This window comes from Bradyrhizobium sp. USDA 3262 (genome assembly GCF_054060035.1).
In genome coordinates, this window is the sequence record NZ_JBSSCT010000001.1 from 341,640 (window position 1) to 368,260 (window position 26,621).

General features: G+C 63.7%; 25 protein-coding genes and 1 pseudogene. 13 read left to right on the forward strand and 13 right to left on the reverse strand.

Features of this window, described 5'->3' with window-relative positions; genetic code table 11:
• The first annotated feature begins 114 nt into the window (after nucleotides 1-114).
• Complete coding sequence (locus ACVWYP_RS01620; protein WP_304497497.1) at nucleotides 115-768, forward strand: S24 family peptidase; 654 nt, start codon at nucleotides 115-117, stop codon at nucleotides 766-768.
• A 169-nt stretch (nucleotides 769-937) separates the two neighbouring features.
• On the opposite strand, the gene ACVWYP_RS01625 is transcribed toward ACVWYP_RS01620, so the two are convergent.
• Complete coding sequence (locus tag ACVWYP_RS01625; RefSeq protein ID WP_225642150.1) at nucleotides 938-1,723, reverse strand: class II aldolase/adducin family protein; 786 nt, start codon at nucleotides 1,721-1,723, stop codon at nucleotides 938-940.
• A gap of 254 nt (nucleotides 1,724-1,977) precedes the next feature.
• On the opposite strand from ACVWYP_RS01625, the gene ACVWYP_RS01630 reads away from it, so the two are divergent.
• Nucleotides 1,978-2,910: a 2-dehydropantoate 2-reductase gene (locus ACVWYP_RS01630; RefSeq protein WP_304497498.1), complete on the forward strand. Its 933-nt coding sequence runs from the start codon at nucleotides 1,978-1,980 to the stop codon at nucleotides 2,908-2,910.
• Nucleotides 2,911-2,922: 12 nt separating this feature from the next.
• On the opposite strand, the gene ACVWYP_RS01635 is transcribed toward ACVWYP_RS01630, so the two are convergent.
• The 4 genes from ACVWYP_RS01635 to ACVWYP_RS01650 form a co-directional block, all read right to left on the reverse strand.
• A complete protein-coding gene (locus ACVWYP_RS01635; RefSeq protein WP_304497499.1) occupies nucleotides 2,923-4,563 on the reverse strand; it encodes a lysine--tRNA ligase in 1,641 nt (546 codons plus the stop codon).
• 181 nt (nucleotides 4,564-4,744) lie between these two features.
• Nucleotides 4,745-5,770 (reverse strand): transporter substrate-binding domain-containing protein, encoded by a 1,026-nt coding sequence (locus ACVWYP_RS01640; protein ID WP_304497500.1) that lies wholly within the window; start codon nucleotides 5,768-5,770, stop codon nucleotides 4,745-4,747.
• A 91-nt stretch (nucleotides 5,771-5,861) separates the two neighbouring features.
• A complete protein-coding gene (locus ACVWYP_RS01645; protein WP_304497501.1) occupies nucleotides 5,862-6,452 on the reverse strand; it encodes an SCO family protein in 591 nt (196 codons plus the stop codon).
• 362 nt (nucleotides 6,453-6,814) lie between these two features.
• A complete protein-coding gene (locus ACVWYP_RS01650) occupies nucleotides 6,815-7,282 on the reverse strand; it encodes a hypothetical protein (RefSeq protein WP_028339032.1) in 468 nt (155 codons plus the stop codon).
• A gap of 279 nt (nucleotides 7,283-7,561) precedes the next feature.
• On the opposite strand from ACVWYP_RS01650, the pseudogene ACVWYP_RS01655 reads away from it, so the two are divergent.
• Nucleotides 7,562-9,221 (forward strand): annotated as a pseudogene (locus ACVWYP_RS01655) (FAD-binding dehydrogenase).
• 79 nt (nucleotides 9,222-9,300) lie between these two features.
• Here ACVWYP_RS01655 and ACVWYP_RS01660 read toward each other — a convergent pair.
• Both ACVWYP_RS01660 and ACVWYP_RS01665 read right to left on the reverse strand, forming a co-directional pair.
• Entirely contained in the window at nucleotides 9,301-9,660 is a 360-nt protein-coding gene (locus ACVWYP_RS01660; protein ID WP_038384505.1) for a hypothetical protein, read from the reverse strand.
• A 241-nt stretch (nucleotides 9,661-9,901) separates the two neighbouring features.
• Nucleotides 9,902-10,249, reverse strand: coding sequence for a winged helix-turn-helix transcriptional regulator (locus ACVWYP_RS01665; RefSeq protein ID WP_194458128.1), 348 nt, complete (start codon nucleotides 10,247-10,249; stop codon nucleotides 9,902-9,904).
• Between the two features lie 105 nt (nucleotides 10,250-10,354).
• Between ACVWYP_RS01665 and ACVWYP_RS01670 the strand changes: the two genes are divergently transcribed.
• Nucleotides 10,355-11,806 (forward strand): CDGSH iron-sulfur domain-containing protein, encoded by a 1,452-nt coding sequence (locus tag ACVWYP_RS01670; RefSeq protein WP_304497503.1) that lies wholly within the window; start codon nucleotides 10,355-10,357, stop codon nucleotides 11,804-11,806.
• 532 nt (nucleotides 11,807-12,338) lie between these two features.
• The gene (locus tag ACVWYP_RS01675) at nucleotides 12,339-12,908 is read left to right on the forward strand and encodes a TMEM175 family protein (protein WP_304497504.1); all 570 of its coding nucleotides are present in this window, start codon (nucleotides 12,339-12,341) and stop codon (nucleotides 12,906-12,908) included.
• Nucleotides 12,909-13,096: 188 nt separating this feature from the next.
• On the opposite strand, the gene ACVWYP_RS01680 is transcribed toward ACVWYP_RS01675, so the two are convergent.
• From ACVWYP_RS01680 to ACVWYP_RS01695, 4 genes are all read right to left on the reverse strand, one after another.
• Nucleotides 13,097-13,951: an alpha/beta fold hydrolase gene (locus tag ACVWYP_RS01680; RefSeq protein WP_304497505.1), complete on the reverse strand. Its 855-nt coding sequence runs from the start codon at nucleotides 13,949-13,951 to the stop codon at nucleotides 13,097-13,099.
• Nucleotides 13,952-14,086: 135 nt separating this feature from the next.
• Nucleotides 14,087-14,542, reverse strand: a complete 456-nt coding sequence (locus ACVWYP_RS01685) for a VOC family protein (protein WP_304497506.1) — start codon at nucleotides 14,540-14,542, stop codon at nucleotides 14,087-14,089.
• Nucleotides 14,543-14,659: 117 nt separating this feature from the next.
• The gene (locus ACVWYP_RS01690) at nucleotides 14,660-16,423 is read right to left on the reverse strand and encodes an MOSC and FAD-binding oxidoreductase domain-containing protein (RefSeq protein ID WP_304497507.1); all 1,764 of its coding nucleotides are present in this window, start codon (nucleotides 16,421-16,423) and stop codon (nucleotides 14,660-14,662) included.
• A 36-nt stretch (nucleotides 16,424-16,459) separates the two neighbouring features.
• The gene (locus tag ACVWYP_RS01695) at nucleotides 16,460-17,338 is read right to left on the reverse strand and encodes a DUF427 domain-containing protein (protein WP_304497508.1); all 879 of its coding nucleotides are present in this window, start codon (nucleotides 17,336-17,338) and stop codon (nucleotides 16,460-16,462) included.
• 447 nt (nucleotides 17,339-17,785) lie between these two features.
• Here ACVWYP_RS01695 and ACVWYP_RS01700 point away from each other — a divergent pair, with 447 nt between their 5' ends.
• Nucleotides 17,786-18,136: a RidA family protein gene (locus tag ACVWYP_RS01700; protein WP_028339041.1), complete on the forward strand. Its 351-nt coding sequence runs from the start codon at nucleotides 17,786-17,788 to the stop codon at nucleotides 18,134-18,136.
• Nucleotides 18,137-18,224: 88 nt separating this feature from the next.
• On the opposite strand, the gene ACVWYP_RS01705 is transcribed toward ACVWYP_RS01700, so the two are convergent.
• Together ACVWYP_RS01705 and ACVWYP_RS01710 are read right to left on the reverse strand one after the other, a co-directional pair.
• Nucleotides 18,225-19,220, reverse strand: coding sequence for an alpha/beta fold hydrolase (locus ACVWYP_RS01705; RefSeq protein ID WP_304500414.1), 996 nt, complete (start codon nucleotides 19,218-19,220; stop codon nucleotides 18,225-18,227).
• A 451-nt stretch (nucleotides 19,221-19,671) separates the two neighbouring features.
• Nucleotides 19,672-20,736 (reverse strand): aromatic ring-hydroxylating dioxygenase subunit alpha, encoded by a 1,065-nt coding sequence (locus ACVWYP_RS01710; RefSeq protein WP_304497509.1) that lies wholly within the window; start codon nucleotides 20,734-20,736, stop codon nucleotides 19,672-19,674.
• Nucleotides 20,737-20,842: 106 nt separating this feature from the next.
• On the opposite strand from ACVWYP_RS01710, the gene ACVWYP_RS01715 reads away from it, so the two are divergent.
• From ACVWYP_RS01715 to ACVWYP_RS01745, 7 genes are all read left to right on the forward strand, one after another.
• On the forward strand, nucleotides 20,843-21,751 hold the full coding sequence (locus tag ACVWYP_RS01715) for a LysR family transcriptional regulator (RefSeq protein ID WP_304497510.1): 909 nt from the start codon (nucleotides 20,843-20,845) through the stop codon (nucleotides 21,749-21,751).
• Between the two features lie 94 nt (nucleotides 21,752-21,845).
• The gene (locus ACVWYP_RS01720) at nucleotides 21,846-22,535 is read left to right on the forward strand and encodes an RNA polymerase sigma factor (RefSeq protein ID WP_028339045.1); all 690 of its coding nucleotides are present in this window, start codon (nucleotides 21,846-21,848) and stop codon (nucleotides 22,533-22,535) included.
• 96 nt (nucleotides 22,536-22,631) lie between these two features.
• Nucleotides 22,632-23,153, forward strand: a complete 522-nt coding sequence (locus ACVWYP_RS01725) for a DUF4142 domain-containing protein (protein WP_304497511.1) — start codon at nucleotides 22,632-22,634, stop codon at nucleotides 23,151-23,153.
• A gap of 11 nt (nucleotides 23,154-23,164) precedes the next feature.
• Entirely contained in the window at nucleotides 23,165-23,485 is a 321-nt protein-coding gene (locus ACVWYP_RS01730; protein ID WP_304497512.1) for a cupredoxin domain-containing protein, read from the forward strand.
• A 94-nt stretch (nucleotides 23,486-23,579) separates the two neighbouring features.
• Nucleotides 23,580-23,942 (forward strand): nuclear transport factor 2 family protein, encoded by a 363-nt coding sequence (locus tag ACVWYP_RS01735; protein ID WP_028339048.1) that lies wholly within the window; start codon nucleotides 23,580-23,582, stop codon nucleotides 23,940-23,942.
• A gap of 163 nt (nucleotides 23,943-24,105) precedes the next feature.
• Complete coding sequence (locus ACVWYP_RS01740) at nucleotides 24,106-24,903, forward strand: helix-turn-helix transcriptional regulator (protein WP_304497513.1); 798 nt, start codon at nucleotides 24,106-24,108, stop codon at nucleotides 24,901-24,903.
• Nucleotides 24,904-25,232: 329 nt separating this feature from the next.
• Complete coding sequence (locus ACVWYP_RS01745) at nucleotides 25,233-26,402, forward strand: cytochrome P450 (RefSeq protein ID WP_304497514.1); 1,170 nt, start codon at nucleotides 25,233-25,235, stop codon at nucleotides 26,400-26,402.
• Nucleotides 26,403-26,621: the final 219 nt, after the last annotated feature.

Consider the following 26,621-nt stretch of genomic DNA (forward strand, 5'->3'; position numbering starts at 1 on the left):
GGGACCGTATCGGCGGCGGCGGCGCAACTCAAGCGGTGCCAGGACACATCGGCCGGCAGATTTGCGAAAACGCCAAGTTTCAGGCAATAATTCCTACCATCCGGGATACCCTCGATGGCCAAACAGCCCAAAGCCACCCGACCGCTGACCCACGCGCAGGTCTGGGCCGCGCTCGACCGGCTCGCCGAACGCGCCGGGCTGTCGCCGTCCGGCCTTGCCAAGCAGTCCGGACTCGACCCCACCACCTTCAACAAGTCGAAGCGCGTGACCGGCGACGGGCGCGAGCGCTGGCCCTCGACCGAATCGCTCTCCAAGGCGCTGGCGACGAGCAATGCCAGCATGGAGACCTTCGTGCAGTTGCTCGGCGATGGCGCGCGCGGCGGACAGTCGGTGCCGCTGATCGGCTTCGCGCAGGCCGGGGCCGGCGGCTATTTCGACGACAGCGGCTTTCCCGCCGGCAAGGGCTGGGACGAAGTCGCGCTACCGGCGACATCAGACGAACACGCCTATGCGCTGGAGATCGAGGGCGACTCGATGAAGCCCGCCTATCGCGAAGGTGACATCATCGTGGTGTCACCCGCGACCGCGATCCGCCGCGGCGACCGCGTGGTGGTGCGCACGACCGGCGGCGAGGTGATGGTGAAGGAATTGAGACGCCGCACCGCCAAGATGCTGGAACTCGGATCGCTCAATCCGGAGCACCCCGACCGCATGCTCGATGCCGAGGAAGTCGCGTGGATCGCACGCGTGGTGTGGGCGAGCCAGTAGCTGGCTGAATTAGTAGCCACAAAACCGGTGTCGTCCCGGCGAAAGCCGGGACCCATAACCACCGATGATTGTTGCTGCTCCACGCTTGGGCCGCAGCGCGCTTCCACAACTCGAGCCTGTGGTTATGGGTCCCTGCTTTCGCCGGGACGACAGTGGAGTTTGACGCGAATTACGTCGCGTAGTCCGGCTCCTTGCGATCCAGCATCCGCTTCAGCGCATCGAAATGCCGCTGCGCCGGGGACGGGCCGTTGTAGAGATGGTCGTCGCGGAAATCACGCTTGGTCTTCTCCACCACATGCTGCGGCAATTGCTTGAGCGGCTGCTGCGTCCACATCGCGTAGATCTGCACCTGCGCGGCGCGCTCGATGTAATAGAGCCGGTCATAGGCATCGGCGACCGTCTCGCCGACGGTCGAGATGCCATGATTGGCCATGAACAGGATGGTCTTGTTGCCGATCACCCTGGCGAGCCGTGCGCCTTCCTCGGGATCGAGCGCGGGGCCGGTGTAGAGATCGTCATAGGCGATCGCTTCCGACAGACCGACCTCGGTCTGCCCGATCTCCTTGATGCGCGGATCCTCGAGCCGCGTCAGCGCGCTCGCATAGGGCATGTGGGTGTGGAACACCGCCTTGGCCTGCGGCAGCGCCTTGTGGATCGGCGCATGGATGCAATAGCAGGAGCGCTCGACCTCACCCTCGCCGCGCTTCACCTCGGCATCGTCGATGCCGACCTCCATGAAGGACGATGCTGTCACCTCCGACCAGTGCATGCCGAACGGGATCTGGTAGTAGCGGTCGGTGCGGCCGGGCACCACCAAGGTGAGATGGTTGAAAATACCTTCCGAAAAGCCGTGGATATAGGCGAGCCGATGCGCCGCCGCGAGATCGACCCGCGCCTGCCATTCCTCGGCGCTCGAACTGTCCTGCAACGATGTCGGCGAAACCCTGAACTGCATGCGCATGCTCCCATCTGTGCCGGCCTCTCGGCGGAGGCCGTGCTGATTTTATGGATGCGACTGTAGCGCAATCCGGCGCCGGGCTCCGGTGAAATTGCCGATGGCCTGCTATCCGAATTTTGCGGGCTTGGCGTCATTGTGTGATGATGCGCTGCGAAGACCGCGGATCGGCGGCTTCGTTGGCTGCGGCGGAAAGCCACACGAGCGGCCTGACATTCCAACCCAACGCAACACACTCCGCAAAGCCCAGAACCATGACAGGACCATCCGACCGCAAAACCATCGCCATCGTCGGCCTCGGCAGCATCGGCGGCATCATCACCGGCCTGCTGCGGGCGGTCGACAACCATGACGTGATCGCCTGTGTCCGGCGGCCGCTCGATCGCCTCACGGTCGAGCGGGCGGAAGGCACGGTGGAGGTGCCGCTGCGCGCCCTCACCGATCCGGCAGAGGCTACGCCGGTCGACTGGGTGTTGTTGTCAACCAAGGCGCAGGACACGGAATCGAGCGCGCCCTGGCTGCAGAGGCTGTGCGGGCCGCGGACGCGTGTCGCGGTGCTGCAGAACGGCATCGGCCACGCGGAGCGGCTGGCGTCATTGGTCGGCGCCGCCACGGTCGTTCCGACCATCGTCTATTACAACGGCGAGCGGCTGGCGCCGGATCGCGTCCGCTTCCGTCGTGCCGGCGAGCACGAATTCGCGGTTGCCGATGACGCGAACGGTCGCGCGTTCGAAACGCTGCTGGATGGCACGGCGATGCGCGTGCGGCGCTCCGCCGACTTCACCACGCTGGCGTGGCGCAAGCTTCTGCTCAATGCGGTCGCCAATCCGATCACCGCGCTCACCTTGCAGCGGCAGGCGGTGTTCCGCCGCGCGGACGTCAAGGCGCTGTGCCGCGCCATCCTCGTGGAGGCCGCGAATGTCGGCCGCGCCGACGGCGCGCAGCTCGCGCCCGACGAGGCCGAGCTGATGCTGGCGACGTTGTTGACCTATCCGCCCGACGCCGGCACCTCGATGTATTTCGATCGTGTCGCGGGACGCCCGTTCGAAGCCGACGCTCTCACCGGCGCGATCGTCGCGGCCGGCGAACGGCACGGCGTGCCGACGCCGCTCAACGGCCTGCTGCTGACTCTGTTGCGCGCTACCAGCGACGGCCTGCGCGACGCGGCGCAGGCCGAGCCGCGATGAGCGGCGCGATCCCTACGATGACCGCGCCAGCGCACCGTCGATCATGTTGACCGCGTTCTGCACGCCGTAGACCGCGACGAAGGAGCCGAAGCGCGGGCCCTTCTCCTGCCCGAGCAGCACCTGGTAGAGCATGTTGAACCAGTCGAGCGAGACGCCGGGACGGCCGTCCTTGCCCTTCTTGACCATGTCGAGGAACGGCTCGCGACGGCCGATCTCATAGACCACGTTCTGGATGTCTTCCGCGCTCGCGTTCGCCGGCATGTTGGCGAGCGCATCGCGCAGATCCTGCAGCGCGGCGCGCTCTCCGTCGGTCGGCTCGCGGAACTGCTTGGTCGGCGCCACGAAGTCGCGATAGTAGTTGATGGCGTAGCCGACCATCGCGTCTAGCTTCGGATGGGTCTGCGGCGTCACGCCCGGCCGGTAGCGGCCGATGAAGCCCCACAACGTCTCGGCATTCTCCGCGTTCGACGACGACACCAGCGTCAGCAGCAGCTGGAAGGTGACCGGCATATCGGCCTGCGGCGGCTTGCCGGAATGGATGTGCCAGACCGGATTTTGCAGCTGCTGCCGCGCTTCCTGCCGCGTGAAGCCGTCGAGGAATTGCTGGTAGTCGTCGACATTGCGCGGAATGACGTCGAAATAGAGCCGCTTCGCCGCCTTGGGCTCGCGATACATGAACAGCGATAGCGACTCCGGCGAGGCGTAGCGCAGCCACTCGTCGATGGTCAGGCCGTTGCCCTTCGACTTCGAGATCTTCTGGCCCTTCTCGTCGAGGAACAGTTCGTAGTTGAAACCTTCCGGCGGCGTGCCGCCGAGCGCCGAGCAGATCTTGCCCGAGAGCTTCACCGAGTCGATCAGGTCCTTGCCGGCCATTTCATAGTCGACGCCGAGGGCGTACCAGCGCATCGCCCAGTCCGGCTTCCATTGCAGCTTGCAGCGGCCGCCGGTGACAGGAACCGTGACGCTCTCCTTGGTATCGGGATCTTCGTAGGAGATCGTGCCGGCCTTGGCGTCGTGCGCCGTCACCGGCACGTAGAGCACGAGGCCCGTGCGCGGACAGATCGGCAGGAACGGCGAGTAGCTTGCCGCGCGCTCCTCGCGCAGCGACGGCAGCATGATCGCCATCACCTTCTCGATCCGCTCCAGCATGCGCAGCAGCGCGGCATCGAAGCGGCCGGAGGTGTAGTACTCGGTCGAGCTCGCGAATTCGTAGTCGAAGCCGAACTGGTCGAGGAAGGCGCGCAACCGCGCATTGTTGTGCTGGCCGAAGCTCGGATGGGTGCCAAACGGATCGGGCACCTTGGTCAGCGGCTTGCCGAGATACTGCTCCAGCAGCTCCTTGTTCGGCACGTTGTCCGGCACCTTGCGCAGGCCGTCCATGTCGTCGGAGAAGGCGAGCAGGCGGGTCTTGATCTTGTCCTCGCTGAGCACGCGGAAGGCGTGGCGCACCATCGTGGTGCGCGCCACCTCGCCGAAAGTGCCGATATGCGGCAGGCCCGACGGGCCATAGCCGGTCTCGAACAGCACCTCGTCCTTGGGATTTTTCTTCAGCCGCGCCACAATCGCTTTCGCCTGCTCGAACGGCCAGGCGTTGGATTGTTCGGCGAGCGCCCGCAGGTCGCTCGGGCTGGCAGAAGGATCAATCACGGACATTCCTCAGGTTCTCTCCAAAAAGGCCGCGAAAACTAACGCTTTCGCGGCAAAATGCAAAACGACGGGAAGTTTGTCGTCATTCCGGGGCGATGCGCACCATCGAACCCGGAATCTCGAGATTCCCCGGGGTGCAATTGCACCCCTGCGGTCTGGTCCTACGGACCATCCCGGAATGACGAACTCAGAACGGGCTGACCGAGAAATAGCGCAGCCACAGGTCGGTGAAGCGGCCTTTTTCCCAGATCCGGAACAGCGCCCAGTTCAGCGACTGCCGGAGCAGATCGTTACCCTTGCGGACGGCGATGCCGACGCCCTCGCCGAAATAGCGGCTCTCGACAAAGGGACCGCCGGCAAACGCGCAGCATTCGGCGGAATCGGTGCCGTTGATCCAGAACGCGAGCGAGATCGCATCGCCAAAGATGAAGTCGACCTCGCCGCGGCGCAGCGCCGCGCGCAGCGCGTCGTTATCCGGATAGGAATGGATCTCGGCGTCGGTGAACATCGCCTTGAGGTAGGCCTCGTGCGAGGTACCGGCGATGACGCCGACTTTCTTGCCCTCGAGATATTCCGGGCGGATTTCCGGCATCGCGTTGTCACGGCGCGACACGAAGCGTGCCGGCGCGCGGTAATAGGGATCGGTGAAATCGACCTTGGCGCGCAGCTGCGGCGTCACCGCCATCGACGCGATGATGGCATCGCCGCGGTTGGTCGCCAGGGCATCGATCAGGGTCTCGAAGCGGCGCATCTGGATGGTGCAGGTGACCTTGATCTCGTCGCAGAGCGAGCGCGCGAGGTCGACGTTGAAACCGGCCGGATTGCCGTCGGGACCGGTGAAATTGAACGGCGGATAGTCGGTCTCGGTCAGGAAGCGGATCACGGTGAGGCGCGACAGGTCCGGGCGGTCCGGCCGGCGCCGCGGGTCCCAGAAACCCGGCACCGCCTGCGGCGCGGCCTCGGTGGCCTTGGGCGGCATGGCCGGAGCCGACGGAACAGTCGCTGCCGGGGGCGTTGCAGGCGCCGTTTGTGCAGGGGCCGGTCTCGTGGGCGGAGCCGGTGCAGGGGCGGTCTTGGCCGCCGGCGCCTGTACCGGCGGCGTCTGCCCAATCGCGGGCCCTGCCATAGCCAGCAGGATGGCCGCCAGCATCCCCGCGGCCGGGCGAAGCTGGCGCGAGCGGACGGCAAAGAGCTGGGCGGACAGGTCTGGCATAACCGGCAATTTCAGGAAATTGAACGGCTTATAGCCGAATCAGCGCCTGAAGCGAGCGCCGATTGGGTTAATTCTGAACCGGAAAGGGCGATCAGAGATACCGTTTGAGATCGGTCGCCGCCTCTTCCGGCGTCCGTTTCAGATTGAACGGCGCGACGAAATGACCGTCGCGGTCCATCAGATAGATCAGCGCGGTGTGGTCCATCGTGTAGTCGCCATCCTTCAGCGGCACTTTCTTGGCGTAGACACGATAGCTCGACAGCACCTTGGCGATCGCGGCGGGATCGCCGGTCAGGCCCTTGAGGTGCGGATCGAAGCTCGACAGGTAATCCTTCATCGCGGTGGCGGTGTCGCGTTCCGGATCGACCGAGACGAAATAGGCATTCACGCGATCGGCGTCCTTGCCCATCGCCTTCAGGACCTCCGAGATCTCGAACAGCGAGGTCGGGCAGATGTCCGGGCAATGGGTGAAGCCGAAGAAAATCAGGGTCGGCTTGCCCTGGAGATTCTTGTCGGTGACGGTCTGGCCGGACTGGTCGGTGAGCTGGAACGACCCGCCGATCGCGGCCGGCGCGGCAACGGTGCGCAAGCCGCCGATCGCCCACAGCATGAGGAACAAGCCGACCGCCAGACTGCCCGCGAAGGCAGCGAAGATCACCAATGGGCGCGTGGTCCGGGGCATGATGCGAGAGCGTCCTTGTCAGAAGCAGGCAGAGATGCCGGCCGTGATCATTTCGAAAAACACCGCGGTCCCGTAGTGGAACCAGAGCGCGGCGGCGGCAAGCAGGGCCAATCCGCCGATAGCGGCCGCACCCCACAGGATCGCAGACGCTACCCGGCCCTGCGGAGCCGTTACGAGCTCGGATCGGGTGGAGATCGGCTGAACCATGAGGCTGAGATAAGCCCGGTTCCGGCAGGCAGCAAGCGCAATGGCGGTCGCAGGCCGTCAAATGATGGCGAGCGATTCCGATGCCTGCTGGTCCATCCCCCGGCGTATGACCAGGCCAATGGCCGACGAGGGGCAAACAGAGAAGCAGCCGGAGCCTAGTGCGCGGGCTTCGGCGCCGAGGCCTGGGCGTTGAGGTAGCACGGCTTGTACAGCGCCTGCAGTTGCTTGCCGCGCAGGAAGATCATGCGCCGGGTCAGGCCACCACGCTCCGAAATCCATCTGCGTACCGCCGGCGGATACATCAGGTACAGCATATGGGTGGCTTCGGGATTGGGGACCGGGCGGCCGTTGTCGCCGTAGTCCCAGGCTGCGTGGAAGCCGAGGCTGGCGTGCGAGGTCACACAAATCCGGTCGTGAGGAACCTTGCCGAGCACGATGGTGCAGGCCGAGGCGCACAGCCCGTCGATGATGACCGTCTCGCCCGAAGTCCGCAGGTCCTGATACCTGTCGACATAGACGCCGATCTTGCCGCCGCGATCGTCGGCGATCCTGACTACAGCTTGAGACGTCCCCATTCCCGCCAGCAGGAGAACCGCAGCGAGCAACCCCGTCATCAACTTCATTTTGGCCAGCCCCAGTCGAAACCGAATCTGTTTGGTCTGTGATGCAAGACAATCGTGAGCGTGTTGCGCGCGCGTATTTTTGTCCAGACGAGCGAAGCCGGTCAAAACAAATTCAAATTGGGTGTTGCGCGCACGCTGCAGTGGGACTGGGGAAAGGTCCCAAACTGGAACAGCGTGGCGCGCGTGCTTGGTGCTCCGCCGCCACAGGCAAGGTCCATTTGGCGTTGACCGCACGCAATGAGGCGGTCTTGAATCCCGATGGGAGCGGGGGACTCAAACATGGCTGAGGATGCAGATGTGATCGTGGTTGGCGCGGGGCTTGCCGGTCTCGTCGCCGCAACCGAGATTGCCGAAGCAGGCAAGCGCGTCATCGTGCTCGACCAGGAAGGGGAACAGAGCATCGGCGGCCAGGCCTTCTGGTCGTTTGGCGGCCTGTTCCTGGTCGATTCGCCGGAGCAGCGTCGGCTCGGCATCAAGGATTCGGTCGACCTCGCGCTGCAGGACTGGATGGGCACCGCCGGTTTCGATCGCGAGGAGGATTACTGGCCGCGCAAATGGGCTGAAGCCTATGTCGCATTCGCGGCGGGCGAGAAACGCGACTGGCTGCGCGCCATGGGCCATCGCATCTTCCCGGTGGTCGGCTGGGCCGAGCGCGGCGGTTACGACGCGATGGGCCATGGCAATTCGGTGCCGCGCTTCCACGTCACCTGGGGCACCGGACCCGGCATCGTCGAGCCGTTCGAGCGCCGCGCGCGCGAGGCCGCGAAGAGCGGACGGCTGATATTCAAGTTCCGTCACCGCGTCGATGCGCTCAGCGTCACCAACGGTGCGGTCGACGGCGTCAGCGGCGTGATCCTGGAACCGACCTCGGTCGAGCGCGGCAAGAGTTCCTCGCGCAACGTCGTCGGCGATTTCTCCTTCCGCGCGCAGGCCGTGATCGTCGCGTCCGGCGGCATCGGGGGCAATCATGATCTGGTGCGGCAGAATTGGCCGAAGCGGCTCGGCGAGCCGCCCAAATTCATGATCTCCGGCGTGCCCGAACATGTCGACGGCCGCATGATCGGCATCACCGAGGCTGCGGGGCGGGCGGCTGATCAACCGCGACCGCATGTGGCACTATGTCGAGGGCATCCGGAACTGGAACCCGATCTGGCCGCGTCACGGCATCCGGATCCTGCCGGGACCGTCGTCGCTGTGGTTCGACGCGTCAGGCAAACGGCTGCCGGCGCCGCTGTTCCCGGGCTCCGACACGCTCGGGCAACTGCACTACATCATGGGCACCGGCTACGATTACTCGTGGTTCATCCTGACCCAGAGCATCATCAAGAAGGAGTTCGCGCTGTCCGGCTCCGAGCAGAACCCCGACCTCACCGGCAAGAGCTGGCGCATGACGATCAAGCGCGCCACCAACAAGGGCGCGCCGGCGCCGGTGGAGGCGTTCAAGCAGCACGGCGCCGACTTCATCGTGCGCGACAATCTCGCCGATCTCATCAGTGCCATGAACAAGCTCGCGGGCAACGATCTGTTGCAGCTCGACGCCATCAAGGCGCAGATCGAGGCGCGCGACCGCGAGATCACCAACCCCTATGTCAAGGATGCGCAGGTGATGAACCTGCACAATGCGCGGCGCTATATCGGCGACAGGCTGATCCGCACCGCGAAGCCGCACCGCATCCTCGATCCCGAGCACGGCCCGCTGATCGCGGTGAAGCTCAACATCCTCACCCGCAAGACGCTCGGCGGGTTCGAGACCGATCTCGATTCGCGTGTATTCGGCAACGATCACCAGATCATCCGCGGCCTCTACGCGGCCGGCGAAGCCGCCGGCTTCGGCGGCGGCGGCGTGCACGGCTATCGCTCGCTGGAAGGCACGTTCCTCGGCGGCTGCCTGTTCTCGGGCCGCAACGCAGGGCGCGCGGCAGCGAAGGCGGTGAACTAGGGCGCGCCTTTCCCTGATGCGGTCGTCGAGGCCCGCCGGCCAGAACCGGCGGGCCTCGATTTGCTGAGTCCGAATTTGTTCAGGCCGTCTTGGTGAAAAGCGTCAGGATGCCGTTGGTGAGATTGACCGCGACAACTTGTGCCGAGCTGAGGCCCTTCGCCTTCAGCGCGGACACTGCTTCTTCAGACGCGTCGATGGAACCGCGAAGGTTCCGCAGGTCGTCTTCGCTTGCCTTTGCGACGACTGCCTCGACCTTTGACCGGGCGTCGGGCTTGAGTTCCTTGATGTCCACGACCTGGATGCTCCGGATGGCGGTGGGCTGATCAGATTGAGCCTGCGGCATCGCCTTCGGTTGCGTTCCCTGCACCTGCGCCCAAGCAGGTGTTCCGAGCGAGAGCGCCGCAACGATGACGGACGCCGTAGAGATGCGGATGCGCATGACTATTCCTTGTGTTGATTACCCCCAACGTCCCGCGACAACGGGCTTTCCTTGATTAAGGTTCCGCCGGAAATCCGCTCTCTGGACTGGTGCTTATGCGACCGTCGCCGGGGGCGCCGGCAAAATATCGAAAACAACCCCATGCAAAGGTGCCGGCGGTGGCCGGCGTTCGACCAAGCAACTTGACACGTCGGGCAACTCAGACGCATTCTTCTAATATTCCGAAATTGCGCATCTTGCTCTAGTCCGCCTCCGCGCCGAGGAAGCGGACGCCGAACGTATCGGCGTTGGCCTCGCCCCAATCGTAGAGTGCCTGCAGCATCGGCTTCAGCATCTCGCCGCGCTTGGTCAGGCAATAGCGCGAGGAGCCGCCGCCACGCTCCTGCCTGACGAAGCCTGAATTGCAGAGATCGCGCAGGCGTTCGGTCAACACCTTGTCGCTGAGCTGCGGGATGTCGTGGCGCAATTCGCCGTAGCGCATCGGCCGGACCTTGAGCCGGCTCAGGATCACCGTCTTCCATTTGCCGCTGAGCTGGTCGATCGAGAACTCGACCGGGCAACCATATTTGCGCTTGGTCTTGCGGATCATTGCAACTCTCCCGCGGCACTTTCCATCTGGTTCGTTGAGAGCCGCCATCGATCCATCTAAGCACGCTTGGCACGGGTTGGGCGAGTTCAGGGATCATTGCAAGGCATGACAGACGACAATTCCGCCCAGTGTCCAAGCGACAAGCAACAGCCGCGCAAGCGCATCATCGTCAGACGCAACGGGCCCTACGAACCCGACCCTGACATTCCGATCGTCGATCATCTCGGCGTGCCGATCGCAACGGAGGCCCCAATGCGGCTCTGCCGCTGCGGACAGTCGCAGACCAGGCCATTCTGCGACGACAGCCACGTCGCGCGCGGTTTCACCGACGCCAGGGATCCGCGGCGCGTAGCGGACAGGCTCGAGGTCTATGCCGGGCAGCAGGCGTTCGTGTTCGACAATCGCGGCACCTGCGCGCATTCCGGCTTCTGCACCGACCGGCTCGCCTCCGTGTTTCGTCTCGACGAAGAGCCGTTCATTGCGCCGAGCGGCGCGCGCTTGGACGATCTCATCAACGCGGTGCGCAGGTGCCCATCGGGAGCTCTTGGCATCGGCATTGGCCCCGAGCGGAGCGCCAACCTGTCCGACGTCAGCAGGCCGCCGCAGATCGAAGTGTCGAAAGACGGGCCCTATCGCGTCACCGGCGATGTCGAACTGGTCGATGAGGATGGCGCGCCGATCACACAGAACGCGGGCGCGTCGCAAGAGCACGTCAGCCTGTGCCGCTGCGGCGCATCGCTGAACAAGCCGTTTTGCAGCGGCATGCATTGGAGCGTTGCGTTTCGCGATCCCGTTCCCGATCCGATGCGCGAGCCGACGCTGTTCGAATGGGCCGGCGGCTATCCGGCGCTGCTCGACATGACGCGCATCTTCTACAGCCGTTACGTGCCGGAAGATCCGCTGCTCGGGCCGCTGTTCGCCGAGATGTCGCCGGACCATCCCGAGCGGGTGGCGGCGTGGCTCAGCGAGGTGTTCGGCGGCCCGCGCTTCTACACCGAACGCTATGGCGGCTATCGGCGGATGGTATCGCAGCACATCGGCAAGGAGATCCGGCCGGAGCAGCGCGCGCTGTGGGCGACCTACATGGTGCAGAGCGCCGACGATGCCGGCTTGCCGACCGATCCGGAATTCCGCGCCGCCTTCGTCGCCTATATCGAATGGGGCTCGCGGATCGCGGTCGAGAATTCCGGTGTCGGCGCAACACCGCCGCGGAACATGCCGGTGCCGCGATGGTGGTGGGTCTGCAACGCAACGCCGGCCGCACGGCCGTCCGCAACCGCGAGCGATGCGCAGGCCGCGAACGAGATCAGCGTGGCACTCCCTGGTCCCGACGAGGCCGTGCAGTTCGAACAGCACATCCGGCCGCTGTTCCGACCGATGGATCGCAGTTCGATGCTGTTCGCCTTCGATCTCTGGAAGGAGGAGGATGTCGCCAGACACGGTCAGCAAATCCTGGCACGGCTCGAGGCCGGGACCATGCCCTGCGACGGCGCCTGGCCGGCCGAGCGAGTGGCGCTGTTCGCGCGCTGGGCGAACGCGCTGAAGACAGTAACCTAGGTCCGTGCACCCATAATTCGGCCGGGCTGACGGCTCGCAAGAGTCCACTATGCCCCGGTAGCGATCAAATTCCGCATCGAAAAATGACGCGATGGGCCAGAAGCGGTCAACCCAGCCTGGCTGGTGTTTGCACGATCACTGTCAATAGCCGAAAATCATTCGTAGCTGCGTTCTTGTTAGGCCCAGCGAAAGTCGCTCGACTGGTTTTCCTGCGGATCGCCATGTCGCACGGCCTCGAGTTCGATTCTTCACGACGCCGGGGGTCGTCAAATGGAGCCTGTCGACCGACCCAATGGCCTGGAATCTGACTGGCGAGTTTCTATTCAAGGATATCGTCTTGCTTTGTGTCTGCGCCGTGTTGTTCCTGGCCTCTTTGCCGCAGACTGTTGTAAAATCACGGACCACCTAGACCGGCCGCTGACGTGCTGGATTCGGTGGGCGACCTGTGGCCCTGTGCGCGGCCGCTGGCCAATTGACGCAAACAGCTTGCTCTGCAAACCTCACCTAGCTTCGCGCGATAGGAGGGCGGACCGTGCTGCAAAGAGCGACACCGGAGCGACTGAGCACGTTCTCCGACGGTGTGTTCGCCGTGCTCATCACGGTGCTGGTGTTGGAATTGAGACCGCCCGAGAGGCCCACTTTCGAAGCGTTGCTGGCTCTCTGGCCGACCTGGCTGAGCTATGCGGTGAGTTACGTCTTCATCGCGATCGTCTGGGTCAATCACCACCACCTGATGCGCTACGCCAGTGAGGCTACGCCGAGCCTCTTGTGGTTTAATTTTGCGCATCTGTTTTCGATGTCGCTGCTTCCGCTCTCCACGGCCTGGATGGCGGTGAGCGAGCTCGCGCCACAGCCGGTGGCTTTCTACGCGGCGGTCTTCTTTCTGGTCAACGCGACCTATATCGCGCTGATCTGGGAGCTCATCGATCGGACGCCACACGGGGACATCCCACCAAAGGTGCGCAGGATCATGCGGGTGCGGTCGCTGACGACGTTGTGCCTCTTCGGTGTGGCAGCAGTCGCGGCGCTGAGGTACCCACTTGTCGGCCTTGGAATCTGCATCTGCTGTCTCATCGTCTATCTGAGGCCAGAACCGACTTAGGCTCAGAAGCAGCACACCGAGCAGAAGCAGCTATTCCAGGTCGTTCTGCCGCGACTTTGATTCGGGCTATAGTGTCTTATCGGCGCCACGCATAACGACCTGAGGGCGTCATTTGGTAGACGACGCTGCAGCGCCTTCGCATCGTCCAACATGTTCCGATGGAAACCCGGAACAATGTCGTTGCAGATTCAAAGTGCTAAGAATTCGCGGATCTTTGTCGCGATCTCCCTCACATGGGTCTCAAGCGCAAAGTGGCCCGTTTCGAAGAAATGGATCATGGCGCCGGGAATATCGCGCCTGAACGCCTCGGCACCGCGTGGCAGGAAAAAGGGATCGTTCTTTCCCCAGACGGCCAGGAAACGTGGCTGGTGAGCCCGGAAATAGTTTTGGAAAGTCGGATACAGCGCGACGTTGCTCTTGTAGTCGCCCAAGAGATCCAACTGAATTTCGTCGGCGCCTGTGCGGGCCAAATAGAAGTTGTCGAGCGAATAGCCGTCCGGAGAAATCGCGGTCACGTCTGGCGCACCGTGCGTATACTGCCAGCGCGTCGTCTCTGGTGCCAGGAAGCTGCGGAGCACTTCTCGGTTGGACGGAGACGGCTCTTGCCAATAGTTCCGAACGGGACTCCAGCCCTCGCTCAACCCTTCCTCATACGCGTTGCCATTCTGTGAGATGATTGCGGTGATGCGATCCGGATGCCGAACGGCGAGGCGAAAGCCGACGGGGGCACCATAGTCGAAGACGTAAATCGCGAAGCGATGGAGACCAATCGCCTCGGCGAAGCGATCGATTACGTTCGCGATATTCTCGAATGTGTAAACGAAGGCGCTCCGCGGCGGCATGTCGGACTGGCCAAACCCGGGCAGGTCGGGAGCGACGAGGCGAAACTGATCCGCAAGGAGCGGGATGAGATCGCGAAACATGTGGCCGGCAGTGGGAAAGCCGTGCAACAGCAGGATCGTCGGCGCGTCCTTCGGCCCAGCTTCGCGGTAGAATACTCCTATGCCATCGACATCTACTTTCCTGTAGCTGACTGCGCGCATGGGAACTCCTTTCCCTCTAGAGGTCATCGACAGGGGCCGAGAATGAAGAACCTAGAAAAGGTATCCGTCCCGACCTCCTCCTGGATGCTTCTACGACGCCGCGCATGGCCAACGTCGCGAAGCGTCCACAACACGTCACAGATTGCGGTAACCTCGTTCCTGTAGCACCCAGCTGTTGCCATCCGGGTCCAAGAAATCGGCGAAGCTGGCGTAATCCCTGCGCGTGGGGTCGAGCCCGGTTGCGAAACCTCCGTCCCAGGCATCGATGGGTGTTTTGTGCCGGGCCTCACTGACATTGACCCCACGTTCGAGCAGGCCGCTCCGCATAGTTTCAAGGTCGGTCACGACGAGATAGACATTGCGTACTGATCCGACGGGCGCGTCGGTGACTCCGCGACGGATCTGTATCGAGCAGCTCGAGCCCGGCGGAGTGAGCTGCACGACGCGGAACGCGTCATTCGGCGAATAGTCGACATCAAGCGTGAAGCCGACCTGGTCGACATAGAACCGCAGCGCTCGCTCGACATCGCTCACCGGCAACGTGATCACCTCAATTGAGAGCTTCACGACTGCTTTGCTGGTTGTGTTCATCGCGCCGCGACTCCTCTTTGGTCTGATGTTCGCCGCCCTGATCTTCCACTTGCGGCGGGTTCCTCTTCCAAGTAACCGTGGCGGTCCCTCGGTCGGAAACCGAAATCCGGCCAGGATTCATAAGTCGATCACGACGTCACGAATCGGTTGTGAGCAGCAAACGAGAAGGTTGCCGTCGGCGGGCTTCTCGAGTGGCTGGGGTCCATAGGCGACCTCGCCCGAAACCAAACCACTCTCACAGTTGTGACAGACACCGGTCCGGCACGACCAACGGACCGGGACGTCGCACGCCTCGGCCAGCTCCAAAATGCTCTGGTAGGCTGACGCCTTCCAGTGTACGGCGATGCCACTTCGGGCGAACGATACCAGCGGACCGGTGTTGGCGTCGTCCCTGGGCAGATGTGGAGTTCGCGTCGCTGGGCCGACGACACCAGGAGTCATCGACTCGCTGCCGTTGAAGATTTCGACATGCATCCGCTCCGGCGCCACGTCCAAGGCTGCGAGCGCCTCTTTCATGTCTGCCATGAAGCGAGTCGGCCCGCAGAGGTAGACATCCGCCTCTCGCGGGATGCCGACCTTGTCGAAGACCGATCGCGACAGGTGACCGGTAGCGTCGAAATCCTCGCCCATTTTGTCGCGCGAGCCTGGCCGGCTGTAACAGACATAGCTGCGGCCGCGGGTGAGTGCGGGCATGAGTCGGCGGACTTCGGCGGCGAATGGATGGTGCTGCCGGTCGCGAGCCGTGTGCAGCCACAAGACCTGCCGTGTCGAGCCGCCCGCCGCCAGCGCGTACAGCATCGCCAGCACAGGCGTCGCCCCGATTCCGGCGCTGAGCAACACTACGGGCCGCACTCCCGACTGCAGAATGAAGCTTCCCCGCGGCGAGCTGACGTCGAGAACATCGCCGATGCGGACATGCTCCCGCAGGTAGGTTCCGGCCGCCCCATCCGGCTCGACCTTCACGCTGATCCGGTAGCGCTCCGTCGAGAGGGGACCCGAGAGCGAGTAGCTGCGAAAGAGTGGCGGGCCGCCGCCGATCCGTCGAAGACGCAAGACCACGTACTGACCAGGCAGAGCCTGTCGCAGCGGCTGACCGTCCGGATGCCGCATCGACAGGGAGAGGACGTCCGCGGACTCCTGATCTATCGCTGCCACCGCGAGCGGCTGAAATCCTGGTGCAACCGGATGCGCAGCCGCTGCCGGCGCGAGCCCTGCGTTGCCGCTTCCCGCGCCAGTCGTCTGATTCTGCAGTAACGCCTCAAACGACACGCGCCATCCGCGTGAAAGCGTCTCGATCCGCAAGGCGCGCTCCAATCGATCGCGTGGATGATTGGGCGAATAGAGAAGCGCGTTGATCTCTGCGACCGTCATTCGCTCATTCGCTTCTCCCACCTTCATGATTTCGTCGCCGGCGCATACTTCGCCTTCCTGCAGGACGCGGAAGTAGAACCCCGGACGGCCGCTGAATGTCAGCAATGCCGGCATCCGCGGCTCGTTCATCCGGATGCCGACCCGATAGCAGGTCACGCGGGGCTGAGTGACCTCGAACACTGCGCCGCCGATCTGATAACGGTCGCCGATGCCAACGGCATCGTCGGGTAATCCCTCAATCGTGAAGTTCTCGCCGAACTGTCCATGGACGAGGTCGTTCCTCTTCAGCTGTTCCTGCCAGTAGCGATACGATTCGATCTGGTAGACGAAGACGGCTCGCTGCTCACCCCCGTGGCCGCTCAGGTCGCCTTGACCGTCTCCATCCAGATTCAACCGGCCGACCCGACAACGGCCACGCACGGGATTTTTCCAGATCCCGGTATGTACAGTGCGGCCCTTCCATTCGATATCACGCGGCAGTCCGACGTTCACCGACAGCAGTCGCGCCATGTCCCGCTCCACTTTGATAGCGACCGAAGGTGCTTCCTAGCCGCCGCCATCTGGCTCATGGACCACCTCGGAAACGTCGATGTTGCGATCTGGGCCATGCGCAACCACCGCCTGGCCCGGCTCGAGATGGAGCTGGGTGCCATCGAGATGGACCGAGACGATATCCGGTTCGAACGACACTAGGTTGGAGATGCGGCGAACCTCGGGATAGGCGTCAGGATACCACCATGCCGCCAGACGTGCCTCATCGATGGAGTAGTAGCTGCAGAGCCCCTTGTATGGGCAGAAGGTCTGGAGTTTCACGGGAGTGAGGGCGGACTCATCGATGTCGGCGCGTGGAACGTACCAGCGCGGCGCGAAGCCGGACTCGTAGAGGACGAGCGGCCGCTTGGTATCGGCGATGATCCGGTCACCATGGCGGACCACGAGGTTACGGGAAGCGCGGCGGATATCGATGCGGTGGTAGGGGTCAGCGGCATGGCCCACGATTCGCTCGTCTTCTTCGTAGAAAGCGTCCATAGCCCGCCAAGCGAACGCAACGTGTGCCTGCAGTTCGCTCGCATGGGGAGGAAGGCTGGTGTGCTGCCATGCCCCTCGCGGTGCGACGTGCTGCTCGTCGGCCCGGACGCTGTACCAAGACGTGAGCCCGAGATCGGCGTGTTGGGTGGTATGCTCGGTGCGTTCAAGGACGCGCGGGGAAATGTCGGTCTCCGGAAAATAGGCGACCGGATAGCGGCCCGGTTCGAAGAACAGGAGGACGTTCTCGCTATCGGCGATCCAGGTCCCCCCGAAGCGAACGCGCATACGCCGGCGCAACCGCTCGGCGTAGAACAATCTCTTGGGCAGCGGTTCGGGCACGAGGAACCGGCCGATTGCTCCCGTTGAGAGTGGACCTTGTTGCCAGGACAGTCCCATGGTCTCCCCCATGGGTTTGATGTTCGAGCCCGCCAGCAATCTCCGAACGCAGATCCGGCAGCAAGGTTCCTCGACAGGCGTTCGTCAAATTCGCATCAATCCGAATTTGGTTGCGCGCTAATGGAGTCCACGCCCTAAAGCAGGATGTGTTTTGGTTAAATCTGCTTGCCGCGATTTCGGTTTACCTCTCCCCGGCGGGGCGAGGTAAACCTTCGGCGCCGTTCCAGCTGGACCTAATCTCATCACGCTTTGGACCGCGATTTCCATGAGGTGCGCGCTGCAAAATGCGCAGTGGCGGCGGTCGCCCTGACGCGCTAGAGGTCTGGTTCTGATCAAATCAGAACCAAAACTGTCGATCTCTTGTTTTGACGCGTTTTCTTCACGCGAACCGGTAGCCACTTCGCTTGAAAACGCTATAGACATGCCCGCCATTCAGTGGAGACCCAAATGAGCATTCAGCGTTTCGAAACCGGCCCGCGCATGAGCCAGGCCGTCGTGCACGGCAACACCGTCTATCTCGCCGGCGTCGTCGCCGGCAAGGCCGCGGGCGGCAGCGTCACCGACCAGACCAAGGACATCCTGTCGATCATCGACGGCCACCTCGCCAAGGCCGGCACCGACAAGTCGAAGCTGCTCAGCGCGACGATCTACATCACCGACATGAAGACGTTCCCGGAGATGAACGCGGTGTGGGACGGCTGGGTCTCGGAGGGTAACACCCCGGCCCGCGCCACCGTCGAGGCCAAGCTGGCGGCGCCGCAGTACAATGTCGAGATCATGGTCGTCGCGGCCAAGTAAGCGCGACAAGTAAGCGCGCCGCAAGTCGCGATAGATGTCGGATGCCCCGGATTGCAAAATCGCAGTTCGGGGCATTTCACATCACACCTCACGCGCTGATCCGCGATCGCTCGCTCGCGGTCTCGCCGAGATCAGACTGAAGCCAGCGGGCAATCCGACGCCACGAACCGGCCAAAGCCCCGCGGCCCATGAACAGGCCGAGGTGACTGCACGGCTCGGTCTCTCGTTGCAGCCACGCGGGCCGCGTGCCCAGCAGCCGCATCGTCGCAAACGCCTGATCGGGCGGAACGACGATGTCGTTCTCCGCAGCGAGCAGGAAGACCGGCAGCTTCACCGCAGCAAGATCGATTTTGCGGCCAAGCGCGACGAAGTGTCCGGCCGCAATCCGGTTCTGGCGAAAGATCCAGTCGGTCACTTCAAGGTAGTAGGTACCCGGCAGATCGAGGGGATCGCTGTCCCAGTGCGTGAAACGGTCGAGCAGCGCCCGTGCATCCTCCGACTTGCGGTCGAGCCGTCGCTGCAGCGCCGCTTCCACATCAAGCATACTGAACGGGATACTCCAGACCTTCAGCATCTGCTTGCCACTGACAATCCCATCCCCCTGACGCACCAGCGCCTCGAAGCCTTGCTGCGGCAGCGAGGCGACCATCCTGGAAAGCTCTGACGGCACCGAAACGTCGACCGGGCTGCCGGCAAGCACAAGCCGCCGCACCTTGCCGGGAAAGCGCGCCGCATAGAGCAAGGACAGCCAGCCGCCCTGACAGAGACCTGCAAGGTCGACCGGCGGCCCGATCGTGTCGACGGCCACGTTGAGATCGGACAGAAAGGTGTCGATCGAGAAATATCGCATCTCCGATGCCGCCGAGCGCCAATCCGTGAGATAGAGACGCGCAACGCCAGCCTTCTGCAACGCCTCCATCAGGCTGTGGCCGGGGGCAAGATCCGCAATCTGCGCGCGATGCAGCGCATAGGGCGCGCAGACCAGCAACGGCAGGCCTTCGGCCGCTCTTGAGAAATCCAGCACGCACATCGACGGCAGCTGAAGCGCCACCGAATGAGCTGTCGTCCAGGGCAGCGCCGCCACTTCGCCCGGCGAATCTGTCGGCTCGGGCGCACGATTGGGGTACCACTGCGAGTAGATGTCCAGCGCCAATCGCGCGGCTTCAAACGGCCATAGCCAGGCGTCCTGCGCCCAGCTGGTGCTCGCACTTCGATCCGATGGATCCGTCTTTTCGGGCAAGCTCATTCACCGATTGATCGCTACCGGGATGGTCTGGCCAACGCGGGTCACCTTCACGCTGATCAAGAGCCGACAAATTCAGGTCGGAACAGTTTACGCCAAACGGGCTGGAGCGGCAGCCACGCCGGGATGTCACGATCTCGCGACCCCGGCGCGGCTTGCTGCCAAGCAGCAAAAGTCGTCGTTTCAGCGGACTAAAGCGCGATGAGATTGGGTTGAATCATCATCGCGCTTTAGCTCCTTGTTTGAGCATGATCTTTTGGGAAAACCGCTTCACGCTTTTCCGGATCATGCTCTAGGCGGCGCGCGCCGTGCCCTTCTCCGCCTCGAGCTTGCGGGCGAACAGCCAGCGGAAATAGGTCAGCGGGGCATCGGCGCCGATCGCGAGCAGCTGATAGTCCGGATCGGCGTCGAACACGCGCTGCTGCGCCTCGATGATATCCTTGTCCTCGTTGAACCCTTCCTCGAGGCTGTGCCGCAGCGACAGCGCGATGTTCGGGTTGTCGATGTCGAAATCGTGCAGGTAATTCCAGAAGAAGTGCGTGGTCGAGCGCGTCTCCGGCGTCATGAACTGCGCGTTGCGATAGGACCGCGTGCCCGGAACCTGGACGCCCTTCTCGACACCCTGCCCCGCCGGCGCAAACGTCGTGTCGAGCGTGAAGATGCCGGGCACGATCATGCGGCCGATATTGCGACGATCGATCTTGTCGGTTTTGTTCGGGATCACCTTCTTGTGGTAGGGCGGCGGCTCGGCGGCCATGTGCCAGCGCTCGACACGGAAGCCGTCGTCCAGCTTCTCGATCGCGACCGGCTTGGTCTTGTAGGCGTACTCCTCGGAACCGCCGAGCGTGTTGGTGTGCACGAATGCAAGATGCGCGAAGTCGCTGAGATTGTCGACGATCAGGAGCCAGTTGGCTTTGTAGTGCATGTAGCCCGGCAGGCCGCGCCATTTGGGATCCTCGAGCGGCGGATAGTCGAGGATCAGTTTCGGATCGGCCTTCTCCGGATCGCCGGTCCAGATGAAGATCAAATTGTAGCGCTCGACCACGGGATAGCTGCGCACGCCGAGCTTGGCGGGGATCGTGTCCTGGCCGGGAATCTGGATGCATTTGCCGTCAGCCGCGAACTTCATGCCGTGGTACATGCACCTGATGTCGTCACCCTCGATGCGCCCCATCGAAAGCGGCGCGGCGCGATGGCAGCAGCGGTCGTCGAGCGCGACGACTTTCCCGCTCGACCCGCGATAGAGCACGATCGGCCGCTCGAGGATGGTGCGCGCGACCATCTTGCCGTCGATCAGTTCGTGATTCCACGCCGCCACATACCAGGTGTTGCGCAGGAAAATTCCGTCGTCAGCCATCTCACCCTCCCGATCAAGATTTGGTTGCGACGAGGTTAGGTGATTGCGGTCATCGGGATAATCCGATTTGGCTGGACACACTGTACCGGTGGATGGACAATCGGCCATGGAGTGGCGCGACTGGGAGCTGTTTTGCGAGGTTGTCGAGCATGGCGGCTTCACGGCCGCCGCGCGCGTGCTTGGCCATCCCAAATCGAGCCTCAGTGCTGCGGTGCAGCGTCTCGAGGCCAATCTCGGACTGCGGCTGATCGAGCGCACCACCCGCCACCTGCGGCTGACCGATTCCGGCGAGACCATCTATCGCAAGGTACGCCCGCTGTTCGCCGCGCTGCACGACACCCACAGCGAGGCGCTGGCGATGTCGAGCGCGGTCGCGGGCACGCTGCGCATCAAGGCGCCTTATGAATTCGGCGCGCATCATGCGGGGCCGGTCGCCTGCGCGGTGATGGGCCGCTACCCCGAGCTCGCGATCCGGATCGATGTCGAGCATGACATCGTCAACCCGATCGCCGAGAACTACGACATCGTGTTTGCGATGCTGGAGGCGCCGCTGCCGTCGGCCGGCATCGTGATCCGCCGCGTCTTCACGCTCGAGCGCGGCCTGTTCGCAGCACCCGCGCTGCTCGACAAGCTCGGCGAGCCACGCACCCTGGATGATCTGAGAAAGCTGCCGCTGTTGACCGGCCCCAGCGATCCGCCATGGGCGATCACCGCTCCCGGCGGCGCGGTCGAGCATCTTGCGGTCGATCGCGCGCGCCTGACCAGTTCGAATGCCCATGTCCGCCTGCAGGCAGCGCTCGCCGGCCATGGCGTGCTGCGGGTCACCGCCAGCTACACCCGCGCCGCGGTCGCGGCCGGCCAGTTGCGGCGATTGCTGCCCGATCATGGCTGCGAGCCGCTCAACGTGCACGCGCTGTTGCCGGCGCGGCAATTTGTCCCGGCGAAGGTGCGCTGCTTCCTCGACGCGATGGAGGCGCATGCGCGCGGCGATCCGGAGGCCTATATCAGGCCGTAGGGGTCTTTTTGGCCGATCACCATTTTCCCGGGAACCTGTACGGCCATTTGGCATCCAATGGTATTATTCCGCCAACAGTGAGGGCGACCCCGCCATGCGCCAGGCCCATGTAACGTCCCTGCCGCCGACCAGCTCGGGCGATGCCGAGCTCGTGCAACGCGCGCTTGCCCGCGACGAAGCCGCAATCCGCGCCATCATGCAGGCGAATAATCGCCGGCTGTTCCGGCTGGCGCGCGGCATCCTGCGCAACGACCACGAGGCCGAGGACGTGGTTCAGGACGCCTATGTGCGCGCCTTTACCCATCTCGACCAGTTCCGCGGCGACTCCAGCCTTTCGACATGGCTGTCGCGGATCGCAATGAACGAGGCGCTCGGCCGCCTGCGCCGCAGGCACAGCAGCGTCGAATGGTCCGATCTGCCGAAAGGCGCTCCTGAAGCCCAGATCATCCAGTTCCCCCTGTCGTCAACAGACGATCCGGAAAAATCCATGGCCCAGCGTGAGATCCAGCACGTCGTCGAGCACGCGATCGATGAGCTGCCGGAGGCGTTCCGCCTCGTCTTCATCACCCGCGTGATCGAGGGCATGAATGTCGAGGAGACCGCTGAGATCCTCGGCCTCAAGCCGGAAACCGTGAAGACCCGCCTGCACCGCGCCCGCACCATGCTACGCGACAATGTCGAGCGGAAGATCGGTCCCGTCGTCATGGAGGCCTTTCCCTTCGCGGGCAAACGCTGCGAGCGATTGACCGAGGCGGTTCTGAAACGGCTCCGCGCCACGGCCTGAAATTTTTCGGGAACCTCTGCTCGTCCGCGCCATCCAACTCCTGTGCAAGCAACGACGCGCCGCGCGCTACGCCCGGCTCAACAGGAGTTTCAAACCATGTTCGTTCGATTGAGTATCGCGGTCGCCGCGCTCAGCCTTCTCAACTGCGCTGCGCTGGCGCAGGGCGCAAAGCCGACCGATCCGCAGATCGCACACATCGCCTATACGGCAGGTGTGATCGACATCAATGCCGCCAAGCAGGCGGAAGAGAAGGCCTCCAACAAGGAGGTCAAGGCGTTCGCCAAGGACATGGCGCGCGACCACGAGGCGGTGAACAAGCAGGCGCTCGACCTCGTCAAGAAGCTGAAAGTGACGCCGGAGGACAACGACACCAGCAAGACGCTGTCGAAGCAGGCGGCCGACAAGCTCGCCGAGCTCGGCAAGCTGAAGGGCGCCGCCTATGACAAGGCCTATATCGACAACGAGGTCGCCTACCACAAGGCCGTCAACACCGCGCTGGAGACGCAGCTGATTCCCTCGGCCAGCAATCCCGAGCTGAAGAGCCTGCTGCAGACCGGCCTGAAGATCTTCCAGGGCCACCAGCAGCATGCCGAACACGTCGCGGCCAGCTTGAAGTAAGGAGGCGCGTGATGTTGTCAGGACGCTGTCTCGCAACGCTGGCCTTGCTCGCGCTCGGCGCGATGGCCGTCCCGGCGCATGCGGCCACCATCCAGATCGTGATGGAAAATCTGGTGATCTCGCCGGCCGAGGAGTCGGCCAAGGTTGGCGACACCATCGAATGGGTCAACAAGGACGTGTTCGCCCACACCGCCACCGCGAAGAACGGCGACTTCGACGTGACGATCGCGCCGAAGAAGACGGTCAAGTCGGTTCTGACCAAGGCCGGCACGGTCGACTATTACTGCCGCTACCATCCCAACATGAAGGCGGTGCTGACGATCGCACCATAGCCTGCGCGATGACCTGCGAGGTAATCGATCGGCGCACGCGAACCTTCGATAGTCCGGACCGCCGCACAGTCCGGCACTATCGAAGGAGAGCACCATGACCGACCATGCCACCATCGCCCGCCGCTATATCGATCTCTGGAACGAGCGGACGCCAAGCCGGCGTCGCGAGATGCTGAGCGAGAACTGGACCGCCGATGCACGCTATATCGATCCGCTGATGAGCGGCGACGGCCATGAGGGCGTCGACGCGCTGATCGCCGGCGTGCAGCAGAAGTTTCCGGACTTCCGCTTCAAGCTGATCGGAGAGCCGAACGGCTTCGGCGACCATGTCCGATTCTCCTGGGGCCTTGGCCCTGACGGCGTCGACAGCCCGATCAAGGGCACCGACTTCGCCATGCTGAAGGACGGCCGGATCAGGAGCATCACCGGCTTCCTCGACCAGGTGCCGGGCGCCTGAGGCGCCGCTTCCACGCCGGCGATGTCGCTGCCGGAGCGTTTTCGAGCGAAGTGGATACCGGTTCGCGTCAAGAAAACGCGTCAAAACAAAGAATCCAGAGCCCCGTTCCGATTCCATCGGAACGGAAAAGGCTCTAGTCTTCCCGAAACACAGGGAGGACGCCATGAAGGCAGATTACGCCTTCAAGACTTCTGTCGTCAGCGACATCACGCCGGCGCTGCTGGCGATCGGCCGCGACAGCTTTCCAGAGGCCCTGATCGGCGCGCTCCGCCGCGTCGCCGGTGTCGGTCATTGCATGGTGTTCTCGTTCACCGGCCCGCGGACCGCCGCGTGCCTGCTCGATGTCGGCAACATCCCGACCGGGCGCGACCTCGGGATCGCCTATTCCGAACATTTCCATCAGGCCGACCCGAACCGCGATGCGGTGTTCGAGGGACGGGCGCAGGCCGCACCGATCGTGCTGCCGACCTTCGCCCGCCGCATGTACAGCGACGGCTACCGCAAGATCTTCTTCGACGACTCCGACATTGTCGACAAGTTCGCCTCCGCGATCTGGACCGGCGACACCTGCTTCTATGTCAACTTCTACCAGATCACCGCGCAAGGCCGCTTCAGCCGCGAGGAGATCGCGCGCCTGGCCGCGGTCGCGCCGGCGTTGACGGCGGCCGTGGCGCGGCATTTCCAGCGCGACCCGGCAGCGGATGTTGATCCGATCGAGCGGTTGAAGATCCTGTTTGCAACGGCTGAGCCGCTCGCCAGGCTGACCGGGCGTGAGAAGGAAGTCTGCCTGCGCATCCTCTCCGGTCTCAGCTCGGAAGCGATCGCCGCCGAGCTCGGCATCGGGCTGCATTCCGCCCTCACCTATCGCAAGCGTGCTTATGACAAGCTCGGCATCTCCTCGCAGAACGAGCTGTTCGCGATCGCGCTGCGCCTGATGGCGTCCGCGTGCAGCCTGAACTGACGGGACCTTGAACGGCGGCCCCCCAGAGCGATCTCCTATAAAAGGATCTGTCGGGCAGCGTCCTCGCGGCCATCCTTCGAGACGCTCGCCTTCGGCGCGCTCCTCAGGATGACGGGTCTTGTTTTGCGGCACAACAATAGACCCTCATGGTGAGGAGCGCCGCTTGCGGCGCGTCTCGAACCACGAGGCCAAATTACCTCCGTAGCCGCCGAAGCGTCATATGCGATTGCCCTACCCCGCCCCCGCTGTCCCCAGCGGTGGGGACAGACGGGCCGCGCCGCCCGGCCTATGCTCGGCTCGAAAACCTGAGGCCAAACAGAGATCACGTCGTGAGCACCGCGCCCCATTTCGACATCGACGTCCCCGCCTTCTGGCAGGACCCCTACCCGGCGCTGGCGCGCATGCGCAAGGAGGCGCCGATCGCCTTCGTGCCGCAGCTCGGCAGCACTCTGCTGTGCAGCCGCGACGACATCTTCATCTCGGAGAAGCAGATCGACGTGTTCTCGTCGCATCAACCGGAAGGGTTGATGAACAAACTGATGGGCCACAACATGATGCGCAAGGACGGCGATGCGCACATGAACGAGCGCAAGGCGATCTTTCCGGCGATCTCGCCAAAAACCGTCAGATCGCACTGGACCGCGCAGTTCGCAGCGCACGCGACGCGCATCCTCGACGAACTGAAGCCGGACGGCGTGGTCGATTTCGTGCAGGCCTTCGCGCTGCCGTTCTCGGCCGAGTGCCTGAAGTCGATCACCGGCCTCACCAATATGCGCTTCCAGGACATGAACGCGTGGTCGCAGGGCATGATCGACGGCATCGCCAATTATGTCGGCGATCCCGCGATCGAGGCGCGCTGCAATGCGGCGACCTCCGGGATCGATGCCGCGATCGACGACATGGTCCCTGGGCTGCGCAAGACGCCCGACCTCAGCCTGCTCGGCGTGATGCTGCAGACCGACATGCCGATGGAGAGCGTGCGCGCCAACATCAAGCTTGCGATCTCGGGCGGCCAGAACGAGCCGCGCGATGCGATCGCCGGCACGGTATGGGCGCTGCTGACCCATCCCGACCAGCTTGCGCTGGCGACGAGCGGCACGATCCCGTGGCTGCAGGTGTTCGAGGAATATGCGCGCTGGATCTCGCCGATCGGGATGTCGCCGCGGCGGATCGCAAAGCCCTGGACGATCAGGGACGTCGCATTCGAGACCAATGAGCGCGTGTTCCTGATGTTCGGCTCGGCGAACCGCGACGAGAAACACTTCGACAAGCCCGACGCGTTCGACGTGCGCCGCGACGCCGGCAAGAGCATCGCGTTCGGCGCCGGCCCGCATTTCTGCGCCGGCGCCTGGGCCTCGCGCGCCATGGTCGCCGACGTCGCGCTGCCCGCGATCTTCAACCGGCTGAAGAATTTGCGCCTGATCGAGCACAAGCCGGCGCGGATCGGCGGCTGGGCGTTCCGCGGCCTGCTGGATTTGCCGGTGACGTGGGACGCGTAGAGCGGGATGAGTTTCGGTTAAATCGGCTTGCTGCGATCTCGGTTTCACCTCTCCCCGCTGGGGAGAGGTCGGCGCGTAGCGCCGGGTGAGGGCTCTTGCTCTCTCGATAGACCGTGACCCCTCACCCGATTTGCTGCGCAAATCGACCTCTCCCAAGGGAGAGGTGCACCGAACCCGAGGCCAAGTCGATCCAACCTAATTTCACCATGGTCTAGGAGC